General features: G+C 72.2%; 22 protein-coding genes and 2 pseudogenes. 9 read left to right on the top strand and 15 right to left on the bottom strand.

What is annotated here, in order from left to right:
• Positions 1–8: 8 nt before the first annotated feature.
• Positions 9–2,354 carry an ATP-dependent DNA helicase RecG gene (locus ACM9LD_RS02670; protein WP_415675257.1) on the bottom strand — a complete coding sequence of 782 codons (2,346 nt, stop codon included), beginning with the start codon at positions 2,352–2,354 and terminating at the stop codon, positions 9–11.
• Positions 2,351–4,021, bottom strand: coding sequence for a DAK2 domain-containing protein (locus tag ACM9LD_RS02665; protein WP_415675256.1), 1,671 nt, complete (start codon positions 4,019–4,021; stop codon positions 2,351–2,353). Before ACM9LD_RS02665 ends, ACM9LD_RS02670 begins: the two co-directional genes overlap by 4 nt.
• Before the next feature lie 170 nt (positions 4,022–4,191).
• On the opposite strand from ACM9LD_RS02665, the gene rpmB reads away from it, so the two are divergent.
• Complete coding sequence (gene rpmB, locus ACM9LD_RS02660; RefSeq protein WP_068521417.1) at positions 4,192–4,383, top strand: 50S ribosomal protein L28; 192 nt, start codon at positions 4,192–4,194, stop codon at positions 4,381–4,383.
• Between the two features lie 89 nt (positions 4,384–4,472).
• Here rpmB and ACM9LD_RS02655 read toward each other — a convergent pair whose 3' ends face one another.
• Both ACM9LD_RS02655 and ACM9LD_RS02650 read right to left on the bottom strand, forming a co-directional pair.
• Complete coding sequence (locus ACM9LD_RS02655; RefSeq protein ID WP_415675255.1) at positions 4,473–5,168, bottom strand: uracil-DNA glycosylase; 696 nt, start codon at positions 5,166–5,168, stop codon at positions 4,473–4,475.
• Entirely contained in the window at positions 5,165–6,181 is a 1,017-nt protein-coding gene (locus ACM9LD_RS02650) for a thiamine-phosphate kinase (protein WP_415675254.1), read from the bottom strand. Before ACM9LD_RS02650 ends, ACM9LD_RS02655 begins: the two co-directional genes overlap by 4 nt.
• Before the next feature lie 19 nt (positions 6,182–6,200).
• Here ACM9LD_RS02650 and ACM9LD_RS02645 point away from each other — a divergent pair, with 19 nt between their 5' ends.
• On the top strand, positions 6,201–6,785 hold the full coding sequence (locus ACM9LD_RS02645) for a DUF3515 domain-containing protein (protein WP_415675253.1): 585 nt from the start codon (positions 6,201–6,203) through the stop codon (positions 6,783–6,785).
• A 6-nt stretch (positions 6,786–6,791) separates the two neighbouring features.
• Here the strand turns inward: ACM9LD_RS02645 and ACM9LD_RS02640 are convergent, their stop codons facing one another.
• On the bottom strand, positions 6,792–7,877 hold the full coding sequence (locus ACM9LD_RS02640) for a D-alanine--D-alanine ligase family protein (RefSeq protein ID WP_415675252.1): 1,086 nt from the start codon (positions 7,875–7,877) through the stop codon (positions 6,792–6,794).
• A 67-nt stretch (positions 7,878–7,944) separates the two neighbouring features.
• Complete coding sequence (locus tag ACM9LD_RS02635; protein ID WP_415675251.1) at positions 7,945–8,976, bottom strand: NAD(P)H-dependent glycerol-3-phosphate dehydrogenase; 1,032 nt, start codon at positions 8,974–8,976, stop codon at positions 7,945–7,947.
• A gap of 110 nt (positions 8,977–9,086) precedes the next feature.
• Here ACM9LD_RS02635 and cofC point away from each other — a divergent pair, with 110 nt between their 5' ends.
• Genes cofC through ACM9LD_RS02620 form a run of 3 tightly spaced genes read left to right on the top strand, consistent with a single transcriptional unit; the run spans position 9,087 to position 12,924 of the window.
• Positions 9,087–9,788 (top strand): 2-phospho-L-lactate guanylyltransferase, encoded by a 702-nt coding sequence (gene cofC / locus ACM9LD_RS02630; RefSeq protein ID WP_415675250.1) that lies wholly within the window; start codon positions 9,087–9,089, stop codon positions 9,786–9,788.
• Positions 9,785–11,980 carry an RNA degradosome polyphosphate kinase gene (locus tag ACM9LD_RS02625; RefSeq protein WP_415675249.1) on the top strand — a complete coding sequence of 732 codons (2,196 nt, stop codon included), beginning with the start codon at positions 9,785–9,787 and terminating at the stop codon, positions 11,978–11,980. Before cofC ends, ACM9LD_RS02625 begins: the two co-directional genes overlap by 4 nt.
• Positions 11,977–12,924, top strand: a complete 948-nt coding sequence (locus ACM9LD_RS02620; RefSeq protein ID WP_415675248.1) for an NUDIX hydrolase — start codon at positions 11,977–11,979, stop codon at positions 12,922–12,924. Before ACM9LD_RS02625 ends, ACM9LD_RS02620 begins: the two co-directional genes overlap by 4 nt.
• A 35-nt stretch (positions 12,925–12,959) precedes the next feature.
• Here the strand turns inward: ACM9LD_RS02620 and ACM9LD_RS02615 are convergent, their stop codons facing one another.
• The 3 genes from ACM9LD_RS02615 to leuC all read right to left on the bottom strand — a co-directional run bounded on the left by ACM9LD_RS02615 (position 12,960) and on the right by leuC (position 15,895).
• The gene (locus ACM9LD_RS02615) at positions 12,960–13,676 is read right to left on the bottom strand and encodes an HU family DNA-binding protein (protein ID WP_068521432.1); all 717 of its coding nucleotides are present in this window, start codon (positions 13,674–13,676) and stop codon (positions 12,960–12,962) included.
• Between the two features lie 169 nt (positions 13,677–13,845).
• Complete coding sequence (leuD, locus tag ACM9LD_RS02610) at positions 13,846–14,433, bottom strand: 3-isopropylmalate dehydratase small subunit (RefSeq protein ID WP_415675247.1); 588 nt, start codon at positions 14,431–14,433, stop codon at positions 13,846–13,848.
• A gap of 28 nt (positions 14,434–14,461) precedes the next feature.
• The gene (leuC, locus tag ACM9LD_RS02605; RefSeq protein ID WP_415675585.1) at positions 14,462–15,895 is read right to left on the bottom strand and encodes a 3-isopropylmalate dehydratase large subunit; all 1,434 of its coding nucleotides are present in this window, start codon (positions 15,893–15,895) and stop codon (positions 14,462–14,464) included.
• 87 nt (positions 15,896–15,982) lie between these two features.
• On the opposite strand from leuC, the gene ACM9LD_RS02600 reads away from it, so the two are divergent.
• Positions 15,983–16,705, top strand: a complete 723-nt coding sequence (locus ACM9LD_RS02600; protein WP_415675246.1) for an IclR family transcriptional regulator — start codon at positions 15,983–15,985, stop codon at positions 16,703–16,705.
• Between the two features lie 4 nt (positions 16,706–16,709).
• On the opposite strand, the gene ACM9LD_RS02595 is transcribed toward ACM9LD_RS02600, so the two are convergent.
• From ACM9LD_RS02595 to ACM9LD_RS02580, 4 genes are all read right to left on the bottom strand, one after another.
• Entirely contained in the window at positions 16,710–17,849 is a 1,140-nt protein-coding gene (locus ACM9LD_RS02595) for an AAA family ATPase (RefSeq protein WP_415675245.1), read from the bottom strand.
• A gap of 3 nt (positions 17,850–17,852) precedes the next feature.
• Complete coding sequence (locus ACM9LD_RS02590) at positions 17,853–18,890, bottom strand: aliphatic amidase (protein ID WP_068521441.1); 1,038 nt, start codon at positions 18,888–18,890, stop codon at positions 17,853–17,855.
• A gap of 54 nt (positions 18,891–18,944) precedes the next feature.
• Positions 18,945–19,592: an AmiS/UreI family transporter gene (locus tag ACM9LD_RS02585; protein WP_415675244.1), complete on the bottom strand. Its 648-nt coding sequence runs from the start codon at positions 19,590–19,592 to the stop codon at positions 18,945–18,947.
• A 104-nt stretch (positions 19,593–19,696) separates the two neighbouring features.
• A complete protein-coding gene (locus tag ACM9LD_RS02580; RefSeq protein WP_415675243.1) occupies positions 19,697–20,050 on the bottom strand; it encodes a MarR family transcriptional regulator in 354 nt (117 codons plus the stop codon).
• A gap of 135 nt (positions 20,051–20,185) precedes the next feature.
• Here ACM9LD_RS02580 and ACM9LD_RS02575 point away from each other — a divergent pair, with 135 nt between their 5' ends.
• Complete coding sequence (locus tag ACM9LD_RS02575) at positions 20,186–21,232, top strand: substrate-binding domain-containing protein (protein WP_415675242.1); 1,047 nt, start codon at positions 20,186–20,188, stop codon at positions 21,230–21,232.
• Here ACM9LD_RS02575 and ACM9LD_RS02570 read toward each other — a convergent pair.
• Positions 21,219–22,511: a DUF2235 domain-containing protein gene (locus tag ACM9LD_RS02570; RefSeq protein WP_415675241.1), complete on the bottom strand. Its 1,293-nt coding sequence runs from the start codon at positions 22,509–22,511 to the stop codon at positions 21,219–21,221. The two genes, ACM9LD_RS02575 and ACM9LD_RS02570, sit on opposite strands and share 14 nt — an antisense overlap.
• A 45-nt stretch (positions 22,512–22,556) precedes the next feature.
• Positions 22,557–25,180, bottom strand: a pseudogene (locus tag ACM9LD_RS02565) (helix-turn-helix transcriptional regulator).
• 280 nt (positions 25,181–25,460) lie between these two features.
• Between ACM9LD_RS02565 and ACM9LD_RS02560 the strand changes: the two are divergent.
• Together ACM9LD_RS02560 and ACM9LD_RS02555 are read left to right on the top strand one after the other, a co-directional pair.
• Positions 25,461–26,261, top strand: a complete 801-nt coding sequence (locus ACM9LD_RS02560; protein WP_415675240.1) for a hypothetical protein — start codon at positions 25,461–25,463, stop codon at positions 26,259–26,261.
• Positions 26,258–26,700: pseudogene (locus ACM9LD_RS02555) on the top strand (hypothetical protein); the annotation flags it as partial. The gene ACM9LD_RS02560 and the pseudogene ACM9LD_RS02555, both read left to right, overlap by 4 nt.

The raw sequence follows: 26,700 nt of genomic DNA, 5'->3' as shown, positions 1-26,700 counted from the left end.
GCGGGCGGCTACGCCTTGTCGAGGTAGTCGCCGCGATCGCCGCCGAGGATGACCTCGTTCATGGCTCGCAGGGCCGCGTGACGCTCGAGATCCGGGTCCTCGCCGACGATCTCGTAGGCGAGGTCCCGGGCCGCGGCGAGCACGTCGCCGTCCTGCGCGAGGTCCAAGAAGCTCAGGCGCCGCGCGAGGCCCGACTGGTCGACGCCGAGGATGTCGCCGAAGCCGCGGTACTCGAGGTCGAGCTGGGCCAGCGCGAAGCCGTCGACGGTCTCCGCGACCTTGTGCAGCCGCTCCAGCGTGCGCTCGGAGCCGGTGCCGGTGATGAGCAGGCACAGCCCGGGCAGCCCGCCTCGGCCGACGCGGCCGCGCAGCTGGTGCAGCTGGCTGATGCCGAACCGATCCGCGTCCCGCACGACCATGGTGGTGGCGTTCGCGACGTCGACGCCGACCTCGATCACGGTGGTCGCCACCAGCACGTCGATCTCGCCGGCCGCGAAGGACGCCATGATCTCGGACTTCTCCTCGGCGGGCAGGCGGCCGTGCAGCAGCGCGATCCGGTGCTCGCCCAGCGGTCCCGCCGACAACTGGTCGTACATCTCGATCGCCGAGACGGTCTTCGGCTTCACCTCCTCGTCGGGCTCGTCGCGGGACGAACTCCGCGCCTGCGTCTTCGGCGCCGCCGCCGGCTTGTCGAAGTCGTAGTCCTCGTCCGTGAACCCGGCCTTGGCCTGCTCGCCCGTCGCGTCGTCGCCGATCCGCGGGCACACGACGTACACCTGCCGCCCCGCGCGGACCTCCTCGTCGACGCGCGCCCAGGCCCGCGCGACCCACGCCTCGCGTTCCTCGGGGACGACCGAGGTCTGGATCGGCTGCCGCCCGCGCGGCAGCTCCCGCAGCACGGACGTCGCCATGTCGCCGAACTGCGCCAGCGCGACGGTGCGCGGTATCGGCGTCGCCGTCATCACGAGCAGGTGCGGCATGGAATCGTCGTCGGCGCTCTCGCCGGTGCCCTTGCGCCGCAGCCGGTCGCGCTGCTCCACGCCGAACCGGTGCTGCTCGTCGACCACCACCAGGCCCAGCCGGAAGAACTCGACGGTGTCCTCGAGCAGCGCGTGTGTTCCGATCACGATGCCGGCCTCGCCGGTCACGATGCGCAGCAGCGCCGCCCGGCGCTGCTTGACGGTCATCGAGCCCGTCAGCAGGGTCACCGTCGTGGCCGCCTCGGCAGCACCCAGCTGCCCCGCCTCGGCCAGGTCGCCGAGCATCGCGGTGATCGACAGCAGGTGCTGCGTCGCCAGGACTTCCGTCGGCGCCAGCAGCACCGCCTGGTGCCCCGCGTCCACCGCGGCGAGCATGGCCAGCAGCGCGACGAGGGTCTTGCCCGAGCCGACCTCACCCTGCAGCAGGCGGGTCATCGGGTGGTCGCGCGCCATGTCGCCGAGGATCTCGGCCAGCACGCCCTCCTGACCCGCGGTGAGCGAGAACGGGAGCCGCTCCCGGAGGCCGGCCTGCAGCGGACCGTCGGGCGCGTGCAACGGCGGGGCGCCGACGATGCCGACGTCATGCGCGCGGCGGGCCAGGGCCGTCTCGATGGCGACGGCCTCGTCGAAGGCGAGGCGACGACGCGCCCGGTCGGCCTGGGCGCGACCGTCCGGCTTGTGCGCGGCGCGCACCGCGTCGTCGAGGCTCATGAGCGCGTGCTGCGCGAGGAACGCGGGCGGCAGCGATTCGGGCACCGGCGCGAGCCTTTTCAGCACGCTGTCCACCAGCGAGAGGATCAGCCACGTGGGCATGTTCTTGGTGCCGTGGTAGATCGGCACGGTGGGCTGCATCAGCAGGCTCAGGTCGGCGAACTTGAGCCGCTTCGACCCGGCCTTGGTCGACCCGGCCTCGTTGGCGGCGAGCGCCTCCGCCGAGGTGATCGTGGTGTCCGGCAGGACCAGCCACTCGGGGTGGGTGAGCTGCAGCTTCCCGTTGAACTCGCCGAGCCGGCCGATGAGCAGCAGCTGCCGGTCGGGCTGGATCGGCTTGGGCAGGTAGTTGAAGAAGGTCACCTCGTAGGCGCGGACCTTGTTGACCACCTGGACCCGGAACATCTTCTTGCCGCGGTGATGCGGCTTCGGCGGCGTGATCGCCGTGACGGTGCCGATCACGACGATGTCGTCGCCGATGCGGGGCTCGGAGCGCCGGGTCCCGTCGTCCTCGACGGCCCCGCCCTCGTACCGGAACGGGAAGTGCCGCAGCAGGTCGCCGACGGTGACGAGCCCGAGCTCGGCGGTCGCGGCCTCGGCGATCTCGGGATCGACGGCCTCGGCGAGCGGCGTCTGCAGCGTGAGGGTGCGCGCAGCGGTCATTCGACGCCGATCTCCATGACACTCGCGGTCTGCCCGCCGACGTAGCCGACCACCTCGACCTCGGGGCGGTCCGGGCGCAGGGCGGCGCTGACCCGGTCGGGGAAGTCGCCGTCGCCCGCCTCGCCGAGGAGCACCGTGACCATGTCGCCGCCCGTCGCGAGCAGCAGCTCGGCGAGGGCCTCGCCCGCGGAGTACTGGTCCTCCTCGAGGACCACCACCTCACCGCCGACCATGCCCAGGTAATCGCCGGGGCCGCAGGGGCCGAGGATCGTCAGCGCGTCCTCCGTGACGGCGACGACGGATCCGCAGCGCGCGCCGGCGGCGGCCTCCGCCATCGAGTAGGTGTCGTCCGCGGCGTGACCGCCCGGCTCGTGCACCGCGAGCGCGGCGATCGCCTGGACCATCGACGACGTCGGCAGCAGCGTCACCAGCACGCCGGATTCGCGGGACCGCGCCGCCACGGCCAGCAGCTCCGGGGTGGGCAACGCGCCGTTGGGCATGAGCAGCACCTCGCGGCCCTCGAACCGGTGCAGCGCGGCGAGCAGTTCGGCGTGGGTCATCCCCGTGTCGCAGCGGATCACCTCCGCGCCCGCTTCCGTGAACAGCTCCGCGGCGCCGTCGCCGGAGACCAACGCGACGATGGCGCGCGGCGCGTCGAGCAGGGCCTGCAGCGGCGTCTCGGCGTGCCCCGCCTCCTGCAGCACGTTGACGGCGATGCTGCGCAGCTTGCCGTGCCGCAGACCGGCCTGGATCGCCGCGCCGGGCTCGGTCGTATGCGTGTGGACCGACCACGTCGCCACCGGATCGGGATCGGCGGCGGCGACCACCACCACCGAATCGCCGAAGGCCTGCAGCTCCGCCCGCAACCGGTTCGCCGTGGCCTCGGTGGCGGCGGGCAGCAGGTACATCACCTCGTACTCGGCGTGCGGGCCTCGGGGCGGATCGCCGTGTGCGCCGTGGTCGTGGGGGTGGCCGTGCGCCTCGTCGACGTGCACCTGCACGTGCGGCGCGATCTGCCGCCCGAACCGCGGGCGCTCCGGCAGCGTGCCGGAGGTGACCTCGACAAGCGCGTCGAGCAGGACGAGGAGGCCGCGGCCGCCCGCGTCGACCACGCCGGCGGCGGCGTTGTCGGCGAGCTGGTCCCGGGTGCGCAGGAGGGCGTCGAACGCCGCGTCGGCTGCGCCGCGGGCGCAGGCCGGGAGGGTTCCGCCGCCGGCCAGCGCGGCCCCGGCGCCGTCGGCGGCGGCGCGCAGGACGGAGAGGATGGTGCCCTCGATCGGGTCGGCGACGGCGCTGGTGACCAGGCCCGTGGCGTTCCGCAGGCCGGTCGCGAGCCCCTCGGCCGTGAGGTCCGCGTCAGGGCCGAGCTGCCCGGCGACGCCCCGCATGATCTGGGAGACGATGACGCCCGAGTTGCCGCGCGCGCCGGCGACGGCACCCGCGACGGTCGCGCGCGCGACGGCGTGCGGCCCCTCGGTGCGGTCCGCGACCTCGGCGGATCGCGCCGCGGCCCGGAGCGTGACCAGCATGTTCGTACCCGTATCGGCGTCGGCCACCGGGAAGACGTTGAGGGTGTTGATCTCATCCACGGAGCGCTCGAGTCCGAGGACTGCGCGCCGCAGCCACGCCACCACCACGCGGCCGTCCTCCGCATTCGGTCCCGTCACAGCTGTCAGCCTAGTGGTCGCGCTCGCGCGGTACGGGCGCCGGAGCGGTTTGGCTCCGTCGCCGGGCTCGGCTATGCTTGCAGGGTTGCCTCGCGTCCGAGCGTGATCCTTCACGCGTGTGACCTGCGGGGCGAAGCACAGATTTTCAACGATACGAGGAGTACACGACTATGGCTGCCGTCTGCGACGTCTGCGACAAGGGCCCCGGCTTCGGTAAGTCGGTCTCGCACTCGCACCGGCGTACCAACCGCCGGTGGAACCCGAACATCCAGACCGTCCGCGCCCAGGTCGCGCCCGGTCAGACCCGCCGCCTGAACGTGTGCACCTCGTGCATCAAGGCCGGCAAGGTCGTTCGCGGCTAGTACGCACGAGCTTTCCGAAGGCCCGTGACCTCTCCGAGGTCGCGGGCCTTCGGCGTTCCCGCCGCCGCGCGGTCGCGCTGGGACGCTCGTCAGCGCACCTGGGCGAGGTGCGGCAGGCGCCAGTCGACGGGCTCGGCTCCCAGCCCGGCGAGCGCCTCGTTGGCTTTGGAGAAGGGCTTGGAGCCGAAGAAGCCCCGCGACGCGGACAGCGGCGACGGATGCACCGACTCGATCCGGGGGACGTCGCCGAGCCGCGGGCCGAGCGAGGCGGCGTCGCGGCCCCAGAGGATCGCGACCAGCGGCGCGTCCCGTGCGACGAGTGCGTCGATGGCGCATTCGGTGACCTTCTCCCAGCCCTTCCCGCGGTGCGAGGCGGGCGTGCCCGGGCGCACCGTCAGGACGCGGTTCAGCAGGAGTACGCCCTGCGTGGACCACGGCGAGAGGTCACCGTTCGCGGGCATCGGCAGGTCGAGGTCGTCGCAGTACTCCTTGTAGATGTTCTGCAGGCTCCGCGGGATCGGCCGCACGGCCGGGTCGACGGAGAAGGACAGGCCCACTGCGTGCCCCGGCGTCGGGTACGGGTCCTGACCGACGATGAGCACCCGCACGTCGGCGAAGGGCTGCCGGAACGCGCGGAGCACGTTGCTGCCGGCGGGCAGGTACCCGCGGTCCTCCGCGATCTCGGCGCGGAGGAAGTCGCCCATCGCGGCGATGTCGCCGGCCACCGGCGCGAGCGCCTCGGCCCACCCCGCCTCGACGCTGTCGGTCAAGGGTTTCGCCGTCATCGGCCGTCCTCCTCGGTCTCGGTGAAGGTGTTCCAGCCGCCCGCCGCCGGACCGGTGTCCCCGTCGACGGTGACGGTGCCCGCCGGCGCCCCGCCGGGCGCGGCGGCGGTCCCGATCGCCCGCCAGCCCGCGGGGAGCGCAACTCCTGCGGGGAAGGTCGCCAGGAGGGCGTGGTCCTCGCCGCCCGTCCGCACCCAGTGCTCGGCGTCGGTGCCGAGCGCCGCGGCGCAGGCGATCAACTCGTCGTCGGGGGCGAGCAGGGCACCGTCGAGCGCGATGGCCACGCCGGAGGCCCGGGCGAGGGAGCGGGCGTCGCGCAGGAGGCCGTCGGAGACGTCCGTGAGAGCCGTCGCGCCGGCGGCGGCCGCCTGCGGCCCGGCGGCGAGCGGCGGTGCCGGGCAGCGGTAGGTCTCGACGAGGCCGTCGAAGCCGTCGTGCCCCGCCAGCAGGACGTCCAGGCCCGCCGCGGAGTGACCGAGCGTGCCGCACACCGCGACCACGTCGCCCGGTCGCGCGCCGGAGAGCAGCACCGGCTCCCGGCCCTGCAGGTCTCCCAGCACGGTCACCGCGAGCAGCACCTGCTCCGTGCGCACCACGTCTCCCCCGGCGATCGCGCCGCCCGCGTCCGCGGCGCCGCGGGTGGTGCCCCGGGCGATGCCCGCGATGACGTCCTCGCGGGTCTCGGGCGGGCAGCCCAGGGTGACGGTGAACGCCGTGCACACCGCGCCCATGGCCGCGATGTCCGCCGCGTTCTGCGCGATCGCGCGCCGGCCCACGTGCTCCGGGGTGGTCAGCGCGAACCGGAAGTGCCGTCCCTCGACGATCGCGTCGGACGAGACGACCGTGCGGCCGTCGGGTGCCGCGACGACGGCCGCGTCGTCGCCCGGGCCGACCGGGATCCGCGGATCCGGCTGCACACCGCCTGTGGCCAGCGCGATCACGCCGTCCTCCCCCAGCTCCGCCGCGGTGCGCACGGGCGACTGCGCAGGGCTCTCCGGCTCCTCAGATGTCATCGCGGCTACCGTATCGGACGTGAGCGATGCAGACGACCAGACCACCGCGGCCCCGGACACCGGGAAGCGCCGCAGCCCCGCCTTCCTCGCGACGGCGGTGGCCCTGCCGGTCGCGGTGGTCGCCTGTTTCATCGCCTTCCTCGTGCTCGCGCAGCAGAAGCAGGGCGACGCGCGCGACGCCGCGGAGGCCGGGCACCTGAAGTCGGTCGCGGCACCGTCGTCCGGCGACGCGGCGTGCACGAAGCTCCTCGGCGCGATCCCCGCGGACCTGGACGGCTATCGGCGCACGGGCGACACCGAGCCCGGCGGCTTCGCCCGGTGGACCAGCGAGAAGGCCGGCGCCGTGGAGGTGCGCTGCGGCACCGACCGCCCCGCCGACCTGACCGCCACGGCCAAGCTGCAGATCATCAACGGGGTGCAGTGGTTGCAGGCGGTCCCGGCCGGCGCACCCGCCCCCGACGGCGGCAGTTACTGGACGGCCGTCGACCACCGCCCCTACGTCACCCTCTGGGTGCCCGACGGTGCCGGCACCTCGGCCGTGCAGGCCACCTCGGACGCGATCCGGGAGCACCTGCAGGCGGCCTCCCTCGACCTGGGTCGGTAGGCGGGGCTACCGGAGGCCGGTGCCCCGCGCGAGCGCGGTCTCGATGAGGATCGTGAGCAGCTCGGCGTAGTCGACGCCGGACTCGGCCCACATCCGCGGGTACATCGACGTCGACGTGAACCCGGGCATCGTGTTGACCTCGTTGATGACCGGGCCGTCGGGGGTCTGGAAGAAGTCGACGCGCGAGAGGCCCTGGCAGTCGAACGCGTGGAAGGCGCGCACCGCGAGGTCGCGGATCGCGGCCGACTGCTCCTCGGTGAGGTTCGCGGGCACGGTGTACTGCGCGCGGTCGTCGAGGTACTTGGTCTCGAAGTCGTAGAAGGAGTGCTCGGCGTCGGCCGCCATCTCGATCTCGGCGATCGCGGACGCGGCGACGGTGCCGTCGGGCCGCTCGAGGACACCGATCTCCACCTCGCGGCCGATCACGGCCGCTTCGATGATGACCTTCGGGTCCCACTTCCGGGCCTCGGCGATCGCCGCGGGCAGCTCGGTCAGGTCGGTGACCCGGGTGATGCCGATCGACGAGCCGCCGCGGGCGGGCTTGACGAACAGCGGCAGCCCCAGGCGGTGCAGCACGTCCGACGGGACCTCGGCGTCGCGCTGGCGGAGAACGTGGAAGTCGCCCACGGGTAGGCCGTCGGCGGCGAGCAGCTTCTTCGCGAACTCCTTGTCCATGCCCGCGGCGGAGGCGAGCACGCCGGCGCCCACGTACGGCACACCGACCATCTCCAACAGACCCTGCAGGGTGCCGTCCTCGCCGTACGGGCCGTGCAGGACGGGGAACACGACGTCGACGGCGCCGAGGAGCTCCCCCGCGCTGTCGGCGTGCACCGAGACGAGTTCCGCGCCGGGCAGCAGCGCCAGATCCGTCGGGCCATCGGCCACACTCGGGAGAGCCCGATCGGCGAACTTCAGTGCCTTGGAGTCACCGTCGGACAGCACCCACGCGCCCGCCTGGGTGATTCCGACGGGGACCACCTGGTAGCGCTCGGGATCGAGGTGGGCGAGGATGCTGCCCGCCGACACGCACGAGACCGCGTGCTCGCTGCTGCGCCCGCCGAAGACCACTGCCACCCTGATTCGCTCCGTCACGGTCGCCCACCTTACGTGTCGCCCGAACGGAGGGCCACGCGGTTACCCGCGCGCCCGACCCGTGGGGCTAGTCGGCGTCCTTGGGCCGCCACTCGCCACCGACGTCGCGATTGAGCAGGTCGTCCATGGCGCGGGAGACGGGCACCCCGTCGTAGCAGACCGCGCGCACGGCCTCGGTGAGCGGCATCTCGACGCCCACGCGTCGCGCCAGATCGGCGATGGAGATGCACGACTTGGCGCCCTCCGCGACCTGGCCGTGGGCGGCTGCCTGCGCCTGCTCGACGGTCATGCCCTGGCCGAGGCGCGCACCGAAGCTGAAGTTGCGGGACTGGGGCGAGCTGCAGGTCGCGACGAGGTCGCCGACGCCGGCGAGCCCGGCCAGGGTGAGCGGCTGCGCGCCGAGGGCCGTGCCGAGGCGCAGCGTCTCGGCGAGGCCGCGGGTGATGATCGCGGCCCGCGAGTTCTCGCCCAGGTTGATGCCGGAGGCGATGCCGCAGACGAGCGCGATGACGTTCTTGGTGGCACCGCCGATCTCGCAGCCCACGACGTCGTCGCTGGTGTAGGGCCGGAAGTAGTCGGTGCGCACCAGGTACTGGGCGCGGGAGGCGCGGTCGGCGTTGTCGGAGGCGACGACGGCGAGGGTGGGCTGCCCCTTGGCGATCTCCTTGGCGAAGTTGGGCCCGGTGAGCACCGCGAGGCGGTCGCGGTCGATGCCGGCGGCGTCGACGACGACCTCGCTCATCCGGTCGAGCGTGCCGATCTCGATGCCCTTGGCGAGGTTCACGACGGTGACGTCGGGCGGGATCAGGTGGCCCCAGTCGCGCAGGTTGGCGCGCAGCGACTGCGAGGGGACCGCGAGCACCACGAGCCCTGCACCGCGCATCGCCTCCTCCGGATCGTGTGTCGCGGAGAGGTTCTCGGGAAGTACGCCCTCGGGCAGGTACTGCGCGTTGATCCGGGTCTCGTTGATCTGGTCGGCGACCTCCTGGCGGCGGCACCACATCCGCACCCGGTGCGGCTCCGGGCGGGTGGCTTCCGCGAAGACCTTGGCCATCGCGGTCCCGAACGAACCCGCCCCCATCACCGCAACGTCGACCATCCGGGCCCCTCCTCGCATCGCACCCGCCCACCGGATCCGTGGGCGCCCGGATGAGCCTATCGCCCGCCCGGAGACGGCAGGGTCGGTTCGGCGCGCCTACATTGGTGGTCATGAGCTCACCGCACGGGGCCGTCGCGCGCCCCGCCGTCGTGGTGGTCACCGCCGTGAAGTCGCTCGACGCCGCCAAGTCCCGCTTCGCCGCGCCCGGCGACGGCCGCCGCGAGGCCGTCCCGGGCCTCGTCCTGGCGATGCTGCTGGACACCCTTGCCGCGGCCGCGGCGACGCCCGGCGTCCTCGGCGTGCACGTGGTCTCCCCCGATCCCGCGGTCCGCGCCGCGGCCGAGGCGGCCGGCGCGCGGACCGTCGACGAACCGGATCCCGGCGGCCTCAACGTCGCGCTCGAGGCCGGGGCCCGCGCCGCCCGCGCCGAGCACGGGCCCGAGGTCGCGGTGCTGGCCCTGCAGGCGGACCTGCCGGGGGTCACTCCCGCGGAGCTCGCGGCCTTCCTCGCGGCGACCGCCGGCCGCCGGGGGTTCGCCCCCGACGACGCCGGAACGGGGACCGCGGCGCTCTACGCTCCCCCGGGAACCGAGCTGCGCGCCGCGTTCGGGCCGGATTCCGCGGCGGCGCACGGGGCCGGCGGCGCCGAACGGCACGCGGGCCCGTGGCCGGGGCTGCGCACGGACGTCGACCTTCCGCAGGACCTCGCCGACGCCGGGCCCCTGGGCGAGCACACCGCGGCGGTGCTCGCGGCGACCGATCGGGGCTTCGCGTCGAATGCACGCGCCCGATACGCCAGAATGGAACGGTGACGACCGAGCCTCCCGCCCCCTCCGCCGAACCGACGCCCGCAGCCCCGAGCACCGCGGTCGCCGAGACCGCACTCCCGCCGTCGGGCCGGCCGACGGCCATCCCGACGGCTCCGCCCGCCGCGCCGGCGGAGGTGCCCAGCGATCTGCCCGCGGATCGCTACCTGAACCGGGAGCTGAGCTGGCTCGACTTCAACGCCCGGGTGCTGGCGATGGCGGAGGACGCCTCGCTGCCGTTGCTCGAACGGGCCAAGTTCCTGGCGATCTTCGCCTCGAACCTGGACGAGTTCTTCATGGTCCGGGTGGCCGGGCTCAAGCGGCGCGACCAGATGGGGCTGTCCGTCCGCTCGGCGGACGGCCTGTCGCCCCGCGAGCAGTTGCGCCTGATCTCCCAGCGGACCCAGGAGCTCTCGCACAAGCACGCCCTCGTGTTCAGCGACGCCGTGCGCCCGGAGTTGGCGGCGCAGGGCATCTCGGTGGTCAGCTGGGCGGACCTGACGCCGGCCGAGCAGCAGGACCTGACCGCGTACTTCCACACGCAGGTCTTCCCGGTGCTCACGCCGCTCGCCGTCGACCCCGCGCATCCGTTCCCGTACATCTCGGGGCTCTCCCTGAACCTGGCCGTGGCGGTCGTCGACACCAGCACGGGCGGCGAGCATTTCGCTCGCGTCAAGGTGCCGGACAACGTCGCGCGGATGGTCTCGGTGCGCACCGAGCGGATGGACCACGCGGTGCTCCCGCTCGAGGACCTGATCTCGGCGCACCTCGACGTCCTGTTCCCGGGCATGACGGTCTCCGAGCACCACGTCTTCCGCATCACGCGCAACGCGGACTTCGAGGTCGAGGAGGACCGCGACGAGGATCTGCTGCAGGCCCTCGAGCGGGAGCTCGCGCGGCGCCGGTTCGGCTCACCGGTGCGACTCGAAGTGGCGGAGGACATGTCCGAGCACATGCTCGAGCTGCTGCTGCGCGAGATGGACGTCGACCCGGCCGATGTCATCACGGTCCCCGGCCTGCTGGACCTGAACTGCATGTTCGAGCTGTACGGCGTGGACCGGCCGGATCTCAAGGAGAAGCCCTTCGTCCCGGTGACCCATCCGGCGTTCGGCGAGCGGGAGACCCCGAAGAGCGTCTTCTCCACGCTCCGCGAGGGCGACGTGCTCGTGCACCACCCGTACGACTCGTTCTCCACCAGCGTGCAGCGGTTCATCGAGCAGGCGGCCGCGGATCCCCATGTGCTGGCGATCAAGCAGACCCTGTACCGCACGTCCGGCGATTCGCCGATCGTCGACGCGCTGATCGATGCCGCGGAGGCCGGCAAGCAGGTCGTCGCCCTGGTCGAGATCAAGGCCCGCTTCGACGAGCAGGCGAACATCAAGTGGGCCAGGAAGCTGGAGCAGGCCGGGGTGCACGTGGTCTACGGCCTGGTGGGCCTGAAGACGCACTGCAAGACCTGCCTGGTGGTCCGCCGCGAGGGCTCGACGATCCGCCGGTACTGCCACATCGGCACGGGCAACTACAACCCCAAGACCGCGCGCCTGTACGAGGACGTCGGCCTGTTCACCGCCGATCCCGATCTGGGCGCGGACCTGACGGATCTGTTCAACCGGCTCACGGGCTACTCCCGCAAGGAGGAGTACCGCAACCTGATGGTGGCACCGCACGGCATCCGGTCGGGCATCGTGGAGCGGATCGATCGCGAGATCGAGTTGCAGCGCGCGGGCAAGCCCGCCGGGGTGCAGCTCAAGGCGAACGCCGTGGTGGACGAGCAGATCATCGACGCGCTGTACCGCGCGAGTCAGGCGGGCGTGCCCGTCGAGGTCGTCGTCCGCGGCATCTGCGCCCTGCGGCCGGGCGTCCCGGGGGTGAGCGAGAACATCACCGTCCGATCGATTCTCGGGCAGTTCCTCGAGCACTCCCGGATCCTGCACTTCCGCGGCGCGGACGAGTTCTGGATCGGCAGTGCCGACATGATGCACCGCAACCTCGACCGCCGCGTCGAGGTGATGGCGCAGGTCAAGGACCCACGCCTCGCGCGGCAGCTGGGTGAGATGTTCGACTCGGCCCTCGATCCCGCGACCCGCTGCTGGGTGCTCGACGGTGACGGCAACTGGAACGCCTCCCCCGTGCCGGGTGAGACCGTGCGGGATCACCAGCGGGAACTGATGCGCGCGCACCGCGCGAGCCAGCGGTGAGCGGCGGAGGCGAGGGCGCGGTCGTCCGCGCCTCCGGCGGCGTGCTCTGGCGCCCCGCCCCGGACGGCCCGGAAGTGGCTGTGGTGCACCGCCCCCGCTACGACGACTGGTCGCTGCCCAAGGGGCACGTGGAGCCCGACGAGAATCCCGTCGTGGCGGGCCTGCGCGAGGTGGTCGAGGAGACGGGCTACTCGGCCCGGTTCGTGCGCGCGGTCGGGCAGGTGGCGTACGACGTGCCGCGGCGCAAGCGGCACGGCCCGGGTGGGGCGACGGTGCGCAAGCGCGTCGGATACTGGTCGGCGCTGGCGGGTTCCGGCGTCTTCGTGCCGAACGAGGAGACCGACGAGCTGCGCTGGATGTCGGTGAAGGCGGCGACGGCGCTGCTGAGCTACCCGATCGACCGCCGGATCCTGCGCACCTTCGGCAGGCAACCGCGGTCGACGGCGACGATGCTGATCGTCCGGCACGCCAAGGCCGGCCGGAAGCAGGGCTATCAGGGCGACGACCTCGCGCGGCCCCTGGACCGCAACGGGCGGGCCCAGGCGGAGGCCCTGGTGGACCTCCTGAGCGCCTTCGGGCCCGGCCGCCTGCTCTCGGCGCCGCCCGTCCGGTGCACGCAGACCCTGGAGCCGCTGGCGGCCGAGACGGGCCTGCCGCTGGTCGAGGAGCCGACGGTGTCGGAGACCGCGTACGCCCGCGATCCGGCGGCCGCGCACCGCCGGATCCGCGAGATCGCGCGAACGGGCGAGGAATCGGGCACCGTCCCCGTGGTCTGCAGCCAGGGCGGCGTGATCCCGGATCTCACGGCGTGGTGGGCGGGGGCGGACGACGTGCGCCTGCCCGCGGCCCGTAACCGCAAGGCCAGCGTGTGGGTGCTCACCACCGAGGGCGGGCGCCTGCTGACCATGGACCACATCGACAGCCCGCTGCCCCTGGAGCACTGAGGCGTCCAGGGGCAGCGGGCTCGACGGGCGTCGTTCTACTTCTTGGCGGCCTTCTTGGCGGGAGCCTTCTTGGCCGGCGCCTTCTTGGCGGGGGCCTTGGTGGCCGCCTTCTTGGCCGGCGTGGCCTTGGCCGGGGCCTTCTTGGCGGGGGCCTTGGTCGCGGCCTTCTTGGCGGGCGCCTTGGTCGCCGCCTTCTTGGCCGGCGTGGTCTTCGCCGGGGCCTTCTTGGCGGGGGCCTTGGTCGCGGCCTTCTTCGCGGGCGCCTTGGTCGCCGCCTTCTTGGCGGGTGCCTTGGTCGCGGCCTTCTTCGCGGGGGCGGCCTTCGTCGCCTTCGCCGGGGCCTTCTTCGCGGCCGCCTTGGTGGCGGTCGCCTTGGCGGCCTTCGCCGGAGCCTTCTTCGCCGCCGCCTTCTTGGCGGGCGCGGCCGCGGTGGCCGAGCTGCGGCGGACGGCCGGGCCCGAGGCCGGGAGCTTGGCCGAGCCGGAGATCACGGCCTTGAACTGCGCACCGGGGCGGAACGCGGGAACGGAGGTGGGCTTGACCTTCACGGTCTCGCCGGTGCGGGGGTTGCGGGCGACGCGGGCGGCGCGCTTGCGCTGCTCGAAGACGCCGAAGCCCGTGATGGTGACGGACTCACCGGAGTGGACGGCACGGACGATCGTGTCCACGATCGCCTCGACGGCGGCGCCGGCGGTGCGGCGGTCGGTGCCCAGCTTCTCGGTGAGCGCCTCGATCAGTTCTGCCTTGTTCATGGACGATCTTCCCTCTGTGGTCGGAGGCTCACCGCTGAGCCAACTAGGGACACCGTAAACGCAGAATTGCATTCAATCCAAGAGCCACGCCAGATTTGATCGAAGGTGTGTCGGAATGACAAGTGGCGGCACCGGTTCGATTCGGTGCCGCCACTGATGGTTCGTCGCGCTACAGGGTGACGGGTTTGTATGCGGGCCTGCGGCTTTCGTACTCGGCAATGGCCTGGTCCTGCTGCAGGGTGATGCCGATGTCGTCCAGACCGGCCATCAGGCGGTGTCGGACCGGGTCATCGATCGTGAAGGGGACTACCAGGTCCCCCGCGGTGACCGTCTTGTCCTCGAGGTCGACGGTGATCTCCAACCCCGGGTCGTTCTCCAGGGCCTTCCACAGCAGTTCGACGTTCTCCTGCTCGACCAGAGCGGCAACGAGGCCCGCCTTGCCCGAATTGCCGCGGAAGATGTCCGCGAACCGCGACGAGATGACCACCCGGAAGCCGTAGTCCATGAGGGCCCAGACGGCGTGCTCGCGGGAGCTGCCCGTGCCGAAGTCCGGTCCGGCGACGAGCACCGAGCCGCGGTCGTACGGCGGGGTGTTGAGGATGAAGTCCGGATCGGCGCGCCAGGCCGAGAACAATCCGTCCTCGAACCCGGTGCGGGTCACGCGCTTGAGGTAGACGGCGGGGATGATCTGGTCGGTGTCGACGTTGGTGCGGCGCAGGGGCACGCCGATGCCGGTGTGGGTGACGATGGCTTCCATGGTCGTTCTCCTTCGACTGCGGGTGGCGCTAGGCGCCGGCGACGGGGGCCAGATCGGCCGGGGCGGAGAGGGTGCCACGCACGGCGGTCGCCGCGGCGACCGCGGGCGAGACCAGGTGCGTGCGACTCCCCTTGCCCTGGCGCCCCTCGAAGTTGCGGTTCGACGTGGACGCGGAGCGCTCGCCGGCGGCGAGCTGATCGGGGTTCATGCCCAGGCACATCGAGCACCCCGCCTGGCGCCATTCGGCTCCGGCGTCGAGGAAGACCTGTCCCAATCCCTCCTCCTCCGCCTGGGCGCGCACGCGCATCGACCCGGGGACGACGAGCATCCGGACACCGTCGGCCACCTTGCGGCCACGGAGGATCTCGGCGACGGCACGCAGGTCCTCGATCCGGCCGTTGGTGCAGGAGCCGACGAAGACGGCGTCGACCGAGATGTCGCGCAGCGGCGTGCCGGCCTCGAGTCCCATGTACTGCAGGGCCTTCGCGGCGGTCTCCTTCTCGCCGTCCGATCCGAAGGACTCCGGGTCGGGCACCGACGCGCTCAGCGGCGCACCCTGGCCCGGGTTGGTGCCCCAGGTGACGAAGGGGGTGAGCGCGCTGCCGTCGATGTCGACCTCGGCGTCGAAGACCGCGCCCTCATCGGTGCGGAGGGCGTCCCAGGCCTCGATCGCAGCGTCCCAGTCCGCGCCCTTCGGCGCGTGGTCGCGGCCCTCGATGTAGTCGTAGGTGATCTGGTCGGGCGCGATCAGGCCTGCGCGCGCGCCGGCCTCGATCGACATGTTGCAGATGGTCATCCGGGCCTCCATCGAGAGCTTCTCGATGGCGCTGCCCCGGTACTCGAGGACGTAGCCCTGGCCGCCGCCGGTGCCGATCTTGGCGATGATCGCCAGGATCAGGTCCTTCGACGTGACGCCCGGCTGCAGCTCTCCGGAGACGTTGATGGCCATGGTCTTGAACGGCTTGAGCGGCAGGGTCTGGGTGGCCAGCACGTGCTCGACCTCCGAGGTGCCGATCCCCATGGCGATGGCGCCGAACGCGCCGTGCGTGGAGGTGTGGCTGTCGCCGCAGACCACGGTCATGCCCGGCTGGGTGAGCCCGAGCTGCGGCCCCATCACGTGCACGATGCCCTGCTCGCCGTCGCCCATGGAGTGCAGGCGGACGCCGAACTCGGCACAGTTGCGGCGCAGCGTCTCCACCTGCGTGCGGGAGACCTCGTCGGCGATGGGCTGCACCAGCGTGTCCGTGGGTACGTTGTGGTCCTCGGTGGCGATGGTGAGGTCGGGGCGCCGCACCGGCCGGCCGGCCAGGCGCAGGCCGTCGAAGGCCTGCGGGCTCGTCACCTCGTGCACGAGGTGCAGGTCGATGTAGATGAGATCGGGCTCGCGCGAGGCGCCCTCACCCTCCCCCTTGACGACGACGTGCTGATCCCAGACCTTCTCGGCCATTGTGCGCGGCTGCATGCTTCCCACCTGCTCCATGATCTTCGCTCCGCCGGTGGACGCGGGCTGCGCGTTGAATCCCACCATGCGAGAGCCTAGTATCGAACTATGGGAAATGATACCGCACTGCCGGACACCCCCGAAAGCCTCGTCCCGGTGAGCGGCATCGGTGTGCTCGACAAGTCGGTGGCCGTGCTGCGCGCGGCCGCGGAGGAACCGGCGAGCCTCGCCGACCTGTGCGGCCGGACCGGCCTGCCGCGGGCCACGGCGCACCGTCTGGCCGTGGGACTGGAGCTGCACGGGCTGCTCACCCGCGACGGTGACGGGCTGTGGCGGCCCGGCTCCGCGCTGCGCGAGCTCGCGGCCAGCACCGCCGACGCGCTCGTCGACACCGCGGCGATGGTGCTCCCCCGGCTCCGCGAGATCACCGGGGAATCGGTCCAGCTCTACCGCCGCGAGGGCGATCACCGGGTGTGCGTGGCCGCCGCCGAGCCGCCCTCGGGCCTGCGCGACACCGTTCCGGTGGGATCCCGCCTCCCGATGACCGCGGGCTCCGGCGCGAAGGTGCTCGCCGCGTGGGCGGACCCGCGCGCCGACTCCTTCTTCAGCGACCGCGCACTCGCCGATGTGCGCAAGCGCGGCTGGGCGCAGAGCGCCGGCGAACGCGAATCCGGCGTCGCCAGCGTCTCGGCGCCGGTCCGCAATCCCCGTGGCGAGGTGATCGCGGCGATCTCGGTGTCGGGCCCCATCGACCGTATGGGCCGGCGACCCGGCGCCCGCTGGGCGGCGGACCTGCTCCAGGCCGCGGAGGCACTGCAGCGCCGGATCTGAGCCGCTACTCGGCCGGCCCGCCCACCCGGCAGCGCACCGCGGCACCGTCGACCACGAGGACCGCGGAGACGCGGCTCGCGGTGTCCGCCATGCGTGCCGCGCGGTGCGCGATCACCGCCTCGGCCACCATGGGCCAGACGTCGTGCCGGATGGCGCGCCGCACAGAGCGCGCCCCGTACACCGGGTCGAAGCCGGTCTCCACCAGGTGGGCCGCAACCGCGTCGTCGATCGTCAGGTCCACGCCGCGCTTGCGGGCCCGGTCCGCGAACATCTCCAGCTCGTGCCGGGCCACCTCCACCGCGGTGTCCTGTGAGAGCTCCTCGAAGAGCGTCACCTCGTCGATCCGGTTGAGGAACTCGGGATCGAAGAACCGCGCGATCGACTGCTCGGAGATCCGGTCGAGGCGCCCCTCCAGGACGCGGTCCACCCGCTCCCCCGCCGGCGCGGGCAGCAGCCGGGAGACCGAGCGCCCGGCCCGGTGCCACACGCGCTCCTGCTCGGCGCGCAGCTCGCGGCTGCCGAGGTTGGAGGTCATGAACACCAGGCAGTTGCGGAAGTCGTACCGCTGCTGGCCGTTCGCGAGGGTCAGCTGCCCGCGGTCGAGCACGTGCAGCAGTGCCCGCAGGACCGTGGTGTGCGCCTTCTCCACCTCGTCGAAAAGCACGATTCCCGGCATGGAGACGGTGCCCTCGACGCGATCGCGGTCGAAGACGCTGAGCCCCTCCTTGGAGCCCGAGTATCCGGGCGGCGCGCCGGCGAAGGATGCGGCGTAGTGCTCCTGCGCCATGGCCGACATGTCCACCTGGCAGAAGTCGTCCGGCCCCGTCCGCAGCGCGGAGGCCAGCTGGCGGACGATCTCGGTCTTGCCGGTCCCGGTGGGGCCGACCAGCAGGTGACTGGCGAGCGGACGGGTCTTGTCCGTGAGGCCCGCCTGCACCACCGAGAGGGTCTTGAAGATCGACTCGATCGCGTGGTCCTGTCCGAAGACGTTGGCGCGCAGCTGCGCCAGGATCCGCGCCGCGTCGACCCGCCCGACCGCCGCCTTGGCGAACTCGGCGTCGGTGGGGCGGGACTCGGAGTGGCCGGACGCCCGGCCGCCGACGGCGACGCCCTCGGCGGCCAGGCGATCGGTGATGAAGGGCACGGTCTACGCCTCGCGGGTCTTCTCGGTGGGCAGGGTCCCGACGGGGCAGTCGGCGACGCCGATCGTGTCGCGCGTGAAGGATTCGACCTGCTCCCGCGCGGCCTCGGCGTCGGTGACCCACAGCTTGTAGAAGTCGAAGGGGCACTCGGCGACGCCCTTGTCGCCCTCGCCCGCGGCGTGGATGCCCGTGTAGCCGCGGTGGAGGATCTTGAACAGGTGGTTCTGTGACTGGTCGTGCTTGCGGGCGTCGCGGATCGTCGAGACGGAGAGCTGCGCGTACTGGATGCCGTACTCCTCCTCGCCGGTCTCGCCGAGCGTGCGGCCGTCGAAGCCGATGATCGCCGAGTGGCCGAAGTAGGAGTAGACGCCGTCGAACCCGGCGGCGTTCGCGACCGCGACGTAGACGTTGTTCGCCCATGCCATGGCCTTCGCCATGAGCACCTGCTGATCCTTCGACGGGTACATGTAGCCCTGGCACCGCACCACGAGCTCCGCGCCCTTCATGGCGCAGTCGCGCCAGATCTCCGGGTAGTTGCCGTCGTCGCAGACGATGAGCGAGACCTTGAGCCCCTTGGGGCCGTCGACGACGTAGGTCGAGCTGCCGGGGTACCAGCCCTCGATCGGGGCCCACGGGATGATCTTGCGGTACTTCTGGACGATCTCGCCCTGGTCGTTGATGAGGATCAGGGTGTTGTAGGGCGGCTTGTTCGGGTGGTCCTCGTGCTGCTCGCCGGTGATGGAGAAGACGCCCCAGGTGCCGGCCTTGCGGCAGGCGTCGGAGAAGATCTTCGTCTCCTCGCCGGGGATCGCGGCGGCGGTGGCGTACATCTCGTCGGGGTCGTACATGATGCCCTGCGTGGAGTACTCGGGGAAGACGACGAGGTCCATGCCCGGCAGGCCGGCCTTCATGCCGACGATCATCTCGGCGATCTTGTGGCAGTTCTCGATCACCCCGGCACGGTCGTGCAGGCGCGGCATCTTGTAGTTGACGACGGCGACGCCGACGGTGTCCGGGCTGGAGGAGATGTCTCCGTGACGCATGGTGGGACCTTTCGTTGATTTCGTTGATGTCGTTGCAGGGCAGGGATTGCAGGATCAGGCGGCCTCGGGCGCGGCGGCCGCCGGCACGGACTGGAGCGCGGACGCCGGAGCCGGCAGCGACGGCAGCACCCGCGCCGCCACGGCGCTGAGCACCAGGAGCGCGACGGCGATCACGACCGCCCACAGGGCCGCCGATGTACTGGTGGGCCAGTTCCCCCGCCAGATCAGCAGCGCGGGGATCGTCGCGGTCAGGTGCGCGCCGACGAGGATCAGCCAGCCGGTGAAGGGCATGAGCGAGGTCTTCCCGACGGCCAGGATGAGGAAGAACAGCAGCCACATGACGGCCCAGACGAACCAGATGACGCCGAAGACCGGGTCGCTCGAGAGGGAGAAGGCACCGAAGACGATCGCCATGGCGGACACGAAGAGCGAGTACCAGCCGAGGCCGCGGCCGTCGTTGCCCATGAGGTTGTTGACGCCGACGTAGAGGTAGGTGAGGCCGAACAGGTAGCTCGACCCCGCCCCGAAGACCCCGCCGAGGTCACCGTCGGCGGCGACGACGGCGAGCGTCGGCAGGACGACCTGCATCACCCCGACGAAGAGGTTGAAGACGCCCGCCTCGCGGGCGGAGATCGCCCCGAGGAACCAGGCCCCGTTGACGAACAGAACGGCTCCGACGAAGAGCAATCCGAGTGTGGTCATCGCGACTCCCGATTTATTACCGATTCGGCACTATCTCTGATCGGTAGTATTCGCGGACAGCCCGGTGCGCGCAGCGGAATCGGTGAAAATGCAGGTGAGAGCGGCTACGAGAGTCGCAGGACGAGCGACTTCCACACCTCGCGGCCGGTGTCGGAGAGCGCCAGCAGAACGCTGCGCCGGTCGCCCGGGGCGGGCCGGCGGTACGCGAGGTTGCGCTCGACGAGCCGGTCGACCAGGCGGGTGGTCGACGACGGCGTGGTGCCCGTCCGGGCGGCGAGCTCGCCGACGGTGGCGCCCTCGACCGCGGCCAACAGCCGCAGCGCCCGGAAGTGCTCGACGGTGAGGTCGTGCTCCGCGAGGGCCGGCGTGAGGACGTTCATGACGAGGTCGTCGGCCTCGCACACGGCCGCGAAAACGGTGCGCGACGGCGCCTCCCGCAGGTCCGCGCTCGCGTCCATAACCGCCCCGATCCTCGACTGTGTCATCGCAATCCGCGACCACTGTATCGCGTTCGAACCCCGACGTGGGCGTCCTCCGCGTACGCTCGACAGGACACCGGTCCGTAGTGCAGGACTTCAGACGAGCGGACGTCCATGAGCGAGTACACCGTTGGGCTGTTGTACCCCCGACGTGGCCCCGCGGGGCTGTTCGGTCCGTCGTGCCTCAGTTGCACGACGCTGGCCGCCGACGACATCAACGCCCGGGGCGGGATCCTCGGGCGCGAACTGGGTGTGCGCCCCATCGACTCCGCCACCGGCGTGGCGAACGTGACGCGCGAGGTCGAGTCCCTGCTGGCGGCGGGCGAGATCGACGCCATCGTCGGCTGGCACACCTCCGACGTGCGGCGCGCGCTCTCCGCGCGGCTCGACCTGCGGGTGCCCTACGTCTACACCGCGCTCTACGAGGGCGGCGAGTCGACGGCCGGCGTCTTCCTCACGGGCGAGACGCCCGAGGAGCAGATCCTCCCCGCCCTCGAATGGCTACGCAGGGAACGCGGACTGCGCCGGTGGTGGATCGTCGGCAGCGACTACCTGTGGGCCCGCGACAGCGCGAAGGCATGCGTGCGGTTCGCGCGCCGCCTCGGCGACGATCTCGTGGGCGCACGCTTCGTCCCCGTCGGCACGGAGGACTTCTCGTCCGTCGTCACCGACATCGCGCGCTCCGACGCGGACGGCGTCCTGATGCTGCTCCTCGGGCAGGACGCGGTCGAGTTCAACCGGGCCTTCGCGGCGGCCGGCCTCGACGGCGCCTTCGTCCGCTACTCGCCGCTCATGGACGAACACATGCTCATGGCCTCGGGCCCGGACGCCACGCGCGACCTGTTCGCCTCGGCGGGCTACTTCGACTCCGTCGTGACGTCGGAGTCGATGGAGTTCGGCGCCCGCTACTTCGGCCGCTTCGGCCCCGACGCCTGCACGCCCACCTCGATGGGCGAGTCGTGCTTCGAGGGCATGCTCCTGCTCGAGTCCCTGTTGTCGACGGTGCGCAGCACGGACGTCCGGGACATCATGGCGGGGGTCGGCGGCGTGCACTACGAAGGGGCCCGCGGCAACATGGCGCTCCGCGACGGCCACGCGCATCAGCGGATGTACCTGGCGCGCGCGGAGGGCTGCGACTTCGACGTGATCAGCCAGCTCTGAGTGTCCCGCTCGCGGGCGGCGCGCTGAGGGCCGCGAAGGTGGGGACCTCGGTGTAGAGGTTGTCCAGCGCGTGCACGTCGGCCGGCCCGGTCGAGCCGTCGGGCTTCAGGCTGAGCGCGCCGCGCACCTCGGCCACCCACGTGGCCGTGTTCGGGTTGATCCCGCGCTGGGCCGCGCTGCGTTCGAGGTGGACGTCGTAGGCGCGGCCGTGCGGATCGTTGACGCTCGGCGCGGTCGGCGCCATGGTGCGCCACCCGCCGGCGAAGACCGGCACGACGCCGGGCCCGGGCCGGCGCCACAGGTCGCGGATCTCCGCGAGGGCGTTGGCGATCCGGTATCCGAAGCCCAGCGAATCGTTCTCGACGGGACCCGTGGGGCACAGGCCCGGCCCGAGCATGGACCAGTCGAAGCGCAGTCCCGGGTAGTCGTCGTAGTCCTCCGGCCGCACGTCGAGCTCGGGCCGCACCGACTCCCGCAGCCGCCCCCGCTGCGACACCTCGCCGACCATCCAGAGCAGGGACCGGTCCGAGTAGTAGGAGTTCTCGTAGCCGCCGCCCACGTCGAGGTGGACGCCGTCGAACCACACCTGCCGGATGTCCCGGTGCGCGCCGCCCCACAGGCAGGGCGCGAAGGGCCGACGACGTTCGGCGAGCGCGAGGGCCTGGCGGGCGCGATTCACCTTCGGGCTGAGCTCGACGTCGTGGAACCGGTACTTCTCGCGGGCGATGCCGGGGAGGCCCAGGGCGCCGACGGTGTCGAAGACGCCCAGGTTGTCGATGGTGACGACGCCCTCGTCGTAGCAGTACGGAGCGAGTTTCGCGAGGTCCGCGTCGTGCTTCGGGTCCTTCTTCTCGCCCGGCGGCCGCGACCGGTACACCGACATCGCCTCGGGCAGCTTGTCCTGCGCGACGCCGTCGGGCGTCAGCAGCCCGACGTGGGAGATCATCCCGATGAGGCTTCGGGCCGTGTAGGCGCCGCGGCTGAAGCCGAACACCGAGATCCGGTCGCCGGGTTCGTAGTTGAGCGCCAGGAAGCAGTAGCAGTCCAGGATGTTCGCGTCGAGCCCGAACCCGAAGGCACCGGCGAGGACGCGCTCGATCCGGCTGCCGGCGGAGCCCACGCCGCGCTGGTAGTAGACGATCTGGGGCTCGCCGTCGTGCCCGACGGGGGCCACGCCGCGGGCGATCTTCTCCACGTTCGAGACGTGCTTGTTGTCGGGCTTCTGCCACGTGCCGTCGCAGCAGATCACCAGGGTCTTCGGCTTCCGGATGGCGTTCATGGCCCGACCGTACGAAGCGGGCGGACACCGGTCACGAGTAGCGGGCTACTCGATTCGGGCCGCATCGCGGCGCCCCCGCACGAGCGCGGACGCGAGGCCCGCGCGATCGGTCGCGTCCACCTTGGCGCAGGCGCGGTAGATGTGCCCCTCGACGGTCCGCACCGAGAGGAAGAGCCGGTCGGCGATCTCCTTGTTCGTGAGCCCGGCGGCGATGAGGTTCGCGATCTCGCGTTCCCGGGTCGTGAGCGGGAGCGGGTGGGCGGACTCCGCGAGCGCCGGCGTCCGCAGCCCGCCGCACGCCGCGGCCAGACGGTCCGCGGTGGCCGCGGAATTGTGCATCGCGCTCCGACGGTCCGCCGCGGCGTGCACGCTCGCCGCCGCCGCGGCGGCGTCCGCCGCCGAGGGCAGCGCGCCGATCCGCTCGAACTCCGCCGCGCAGGCGTCGAGGCCCGCGCCGTCCCGGCCGGCCAGCGCGCGGGCGTGCCGCGCGTACAGCGGGACCAGTACGCCGTCCAGCCGTCCCGCGAGCGCATCGAGGCGATCGGCGATCTCGGGCTCCGCGTCACCGAGCCGCGCGGCGGTGTGCAGCGCCTCCGCCTCGAGCGCGTGCTGTCCGCTCGTCCCCGCGGCGTCGGCCGCCGCCCGGGCAGTCGCGATCGCCGCGGACGTCGTGCCCGCGGACGCCTCCTGCCACGCCTGCGCGAGCATCAACTGGTGGCCGAAGACCGCGACGTTGTCGCCGAAGTGGCGGCGCGCGTCCGCCATCGCCGCGGCCGCCGCGGCCGTGTCGCCGAGCGCGGCGTACGCCTGTGCCAGCTGGAAGCGCGCGGGAAAGACCCACGAGACGTCGGGGCGGTCCCGCACCGTCGCCAGCGTCTGTTCGGCCTGCTGGATGACCCGCGCATAGCGGCCTCCGCGAGATCGACGGCGCTCACGTGGATCCCGGAGAGCGCCCACGCGAGGAACTGCCCCGCTGAGCGGAATTCGACGTAGCGCTGCGCTGCGGCGCGGGCGCTCCCGAACGCGCCTGTCAGCGTCAGAGCGAGGATCTCCCCGTAGCCCGCGGGAAAGCGCAGCACGCCGTCGGTGTGCTGCTCCGCCTCGCGCCCGCGGGCCGCGAGAGCCGCTACCTCGTCTCCCCGGCCGGAGAGCGCCCGTGCGAAACCGCCCGCGAACACGGCCCATTCGACGGCCCAGGGCGTCGCCGCCGGCGACCCGATGACCCCGTCCGCGAGTTCCAGCGCGCGGGCCAGGTCATCGGTGAACGCGGCGCACGCCGACCCGATGCCCTGCACGATCAGTGCGAGGACCGGCGTCTCGACGCGCTCGGTGAGCAGCGCGAGCACCTCGTTCGCGGCGGCGACGTCCCCGACCGCCCAGAACAGGTTGCCGATCCGCTGCGCGCCCCACAGCACGAGCTCCACCTCGTCGAGATCCGCGGGGTCGAAGGCGCGCAGCACGCGATCGGACTCGGCCGCCTCGCCCTGCCACATGAGAGCCCGCGCCAGGAGGCACGCTGCCGGCAGGCCCGCCCCGCCGTCCAGTGCGGCACGGGCGAAGCGCTCCCCCATGGGCACGTTCGCGAGCATGAGGGCGTCCCGGGCGGCGTCGCGCAGGAGGCCCGGCTCGAGGTCGGCGTCGCTGTCGAGGGCGAGTCCCGCGAGCCGGATCCGGTCCGACGCCGAGGTGACCTCCCGCCGGCCCAGCGCCTCGACGAGGTGCCCGCGCAGCCGCCGGGAGGAGGCGAACCCCAGCCGGCCCCGGATCACCTCGCCGAAGAGCGGATGCGCGTAACGGACGGAGAGGGCGCGGCCCTCGCGGGCTATCCGGATCAGCCCCTCGGCCTCGGCCTTCTCCACCGCGTCGTCGCCGCCGAGGTCGGCCAACACGTCGAGATCGATCGGCTCGCAGAGCGTCAGCAGTTTCAACACGTGCAGGACGGCGTCGTCGAGATGATCGACGCGCCCGTCGAGGAGGGACGCCAGCTCCGAGGTCACGGCCGCGCGCCCGCGCATCTGCCACACGCCGCCGACCTCACGCAGCGCCCCCGATTCGAGCGCGCCCTGCACGAGGTGCTTGAGGTAGAGCGCGTTCCCCCCGGACGCCTCCCACATCAGGCGGGCCGACAGCCCCTCGAGGCGTCCCCCGACCGCCGCCTCGACCAGCTCGACGCTCTGCTCCAGAGTGAAGGGCTCCAGCGCGATCCGGACGACGTGCCCGTCCTTCCACAGGCTGGTGATGGCGTCGGGCACCGCCTCGCCGCTGCGCACCGTGGCGATGAGGTGCACGGCACGGTCGATGGCGAGTTGGTGCAGCAGCGTCGCGGACAACTCGTCGAGCAGGTGCGCATCGTCCACGCCGACGACCAGGTGCCCGTCCGCCAGCAGCGACTCCCGGGCCGCCGACAAATAGGTGACCGGGTCGGTCGATGTGGCCGGGCCGACGAGGTGCGCGAACACGCCGAGCGGTATGCCGCGCGCGGATTCGGTTCCCGCGACCCACTGCACGTGGAGGTTCGAGTCCGCCGCGACGGAGCGAGCGAGCGTGGTCTTGCCGACCCCCGCGTCCCCCGTCACGATCACGCCGCAGCCGGTGGATGCCGTGTCGAGCGCGGCGCGGACGTCGTCGTACTCGCGTCCCCGCTCGACGATCCGCAACTGCTGTCGCATGAACAGCTATTCTAGTACCGACGCGGCCCCTCGGCGCCGGTCCGGTGGCCCGGATTTCGCTGCCCGACAGGTTCATTCGGGTACTAACGGTCGAAAATCCGGTCTTCGCGATCTGCCGCCGTTCGGTGCGCAGCATCATGGCCGCCCCTCCCGCGGAATCGAGTAGCGCGCTACTCGTGTGCTCGGGGGGCGACGCTGCGCAGACTTTTCTTAGATCGCCGTCCCCACCAGCGGAACTCCTCCCCCACCCCGGCGATCTCCGCATCGAAGGAGCGAGCGAATGTCCGTTTTCGTCTTCTGCGCCCGGGGCACCGGCGAACCCGTCTCGGGCAACATGCTGGACAACGTCACCCGGCGATTGCGCGACGTCAGCGTCGAGCAGGTGGTGTACAGCGCCTCGATCAGCCTCGACAACGCCGCCCGCGACCCCCTGGCACCGTCGGGCGACAACAGCGCGACCCAGGTGGTGGACTGGCTCCGCACCCGGGTCGCCGCACTGCACCCCGGCGACCACTACATCGTGCTGGGCTACTCGCTCGGCGCCGTCGGCGTGATCCGCTGGCTCAGAACCAGTCCCGACACCGCCGGCTGCCTCATGGTGGGCACCGTCGCGGATCCCAGCCGGCGCTCCGGCGTCTCCTACGGGCTGCCGATCACGCCGAACCGCTTCGGCATCTACGCGACGGCCGGCACCGGGACCGTGCCGAACGACCAGCGATCGCCGGTGCCGCTGTTCGAGATCGCCAGCCCCGGCGACGTGATGACCTCCTGTCCCGCCGTCTCGCCGCTGCACGCCTTCGCCGGGCCCGTGATGGCCTTCACCCTCACGGACCCGAACGCGCTCATCGCGCAGTTGGTCGCCGATGGGATCGAGGACGTGGTCTCCGACCTCGCCAACGTCGGGCACTGGTTCGACCCGGGATGGTGGTCCTGGCCGGCCGACCTCGCGGGCTTCGCGAGCGGGCAGCACACCACCGCCTACGGGCTGCCCATGTGGCGCGACAGCGCCAACCGGCCGGTCTCGGGGATCGACCTGCTGGCCCGCGTGTGCAGCTGGAAGAAGTCGGTGGTGCCGGTATGAGCGCGTACACCCGCGACGGGGTCGCGGCAGCGTTCATCGCCGAGGGTCGCCGGTCCGGCGTCTCCGAGCGCGGGATCGTGATCTGCCTGGCGACCGGCCTCGTCGAATCGAACCTCACCGTCTACGCCAACGCCGCCGACCGCGACTCGCTGAAGGAGCCGCACGACGCCGTCGGTTCGGACGCCAACAGCGTCGGTCCGCTCCAGCAACGGGCGCCGTGGTGGGGCTCCAGCGCCCGCGAGCGCATGGACCCGGTGCTGAGTTCGCGCCTGTTCTACACCGCCCTGAAGTCCCTGCCCTACGACTCGCCCACCCACACGCCCGGCTGGTACGCCCAGCAGGTCCAGCGATCCGCGTTTCCGGACCGCTACGACGAGCGGATGGCGCAGGCGCAGGCGATCTACGACCGCCTCGCCTCGACCGCCCCGGTCCCCTCCCC

It is taken from the genome of Tsukamurella hominis, assembly GCF_965137015.1.
Lineage (GTDB): Bacteria > Actinomycetota > Actinomycetes > Mycobacteriales > Mycobacteriaceae > Tsukamurella > Tsukamurella hominis.
The sequence above is the reverse complement of the archived record's forward strand: the minus strand, read 5'-3'. Positions and strand labels throughout refer to the sequence as shown.

What these genes read in the sequence shown, in the direction of transcription:
- ACM9LD_RS02650 (WP_415675254.1), bottom strand. Translation starts at nt 6,181, where the DNA reads ATGACATCTGAGGAGCCGGAGAGCCCTGCGCAGTCGCCCGTGCGCACC.
- ACM9LD_RS02585 (WP_415675244.1), bottom strand. Translation starts at nt 19,592, where the DNA reads ATGACCACACTCGGATTGCTCTTCGTCGGAGCCGTTCTGTTCGTCAAC.
- ACM9LD_RS02570 (WP_415675241.1), bottom strand. Translation starts at nt 22,511, where the DNA reads ATGAACGCCATCCGGAAGCCGAAGACCCTGGTGATCTGCTGCGACGGC.
- ACM9LD_RS02635 (WP_415675251.1), bottom strand. Translation starts at nt 8,976, where the DNA reads ATGGTCGACGTTGCGGTGATGGGGGCGGGTTCGTTCGGGACCGCGATG.
- ACM9LD_RS02580 (WP_415675243.1), bottom strand. Translation starts at nt 20,050, where the DNA reads ATGGACGCGAGCGCGGACCTGCGGGAGGCGCCGTCGCGCACCGTTTTC.
- ACM9LD_RS02655 (WP_415675255.1), bottom strand. Translation starts at nt 5,168, where the DNA reads ATGACGGCGAAACCCTTGACCGACAGCGTCGAGGCGGGGTGGGCCGAG.
- ACM9LD_RS02600 (WP_415675246.1), top strand. Translation starts at nt 15,983, where the DNA reads ATGGGAAATGATACCGCACTGCCGGACACCCCCGAAAGCCTCGTCCCG.
- leuC (WP_415675585.1), bottom strand. Translation starts at nt 15,895, where the DNA reads ATGCAGCCGCGCACAATGGCCGAGAAGGTCTGGGATCAGCACGTCGTC.
- ACM9LD_RS02575 (WP_415675242.1), top strand. Translation starts at nt 20,186, where the DNA reads ATGAGCGAGTACACCGTTGGGCTGTTGTACCCCCGACGTGGCCCCGCG.
- rpmB (WP_068521417.1), top strand. Translation starts at nt 4,192, where the DNA reads ATGGCTGCCGTCTGCGACGTCTGCGACAAGGGCCCCGGCTTCGGTAAG.
- ACM9LD_RS02560 (WP_415675240.1), top strand. Translation starts at nt 25,461, where the DNA reads ATGTCCGTTTTCGTCTTCTGCGCCCGGGGCACCGGCGAACCCGTCTCG.
- leuD (WP_415675247.1), bottom strand. Translation starts at nt 14,433, where the DNA reads ATGGAAGCCATCGTCACCCACACCGGCATCGGCGTGCCCCTGCGCCGC.
- ACM9LD_RS02590 (WP_068521441.1), bottom strand. Translation starts at nt 18,890, where the DNA reads ATGCGTCACGGAGACATCTCCTCCAGCCCGGACACCGTCGGCGTCGCC.
- cofC (WP_415675250.1), top strand. Translation starts at nt 9,087, where the DNA reads ATGAGCTCACCGCACGGGGCCGTCGCGCGCCCCGCCGTCGTGGTGGTC.
- ACM9LD_RS02670 (WP_415675257.1), bottom strand. Translation starts at nt 2,354, where the DNA reads ATGACCGCTGCGCGCACCCTCACGCTGCAGACGCCGCTCGCCGAGGCC.
- ACM9LD_RS02615 (WP_068521432.1), bottom strand. Translation starts at nt 13,676, where the DNA reads ATGAACAAGGCAGAACTGATCGAGGCGCTCACCGAGAAGCTGGGCACC.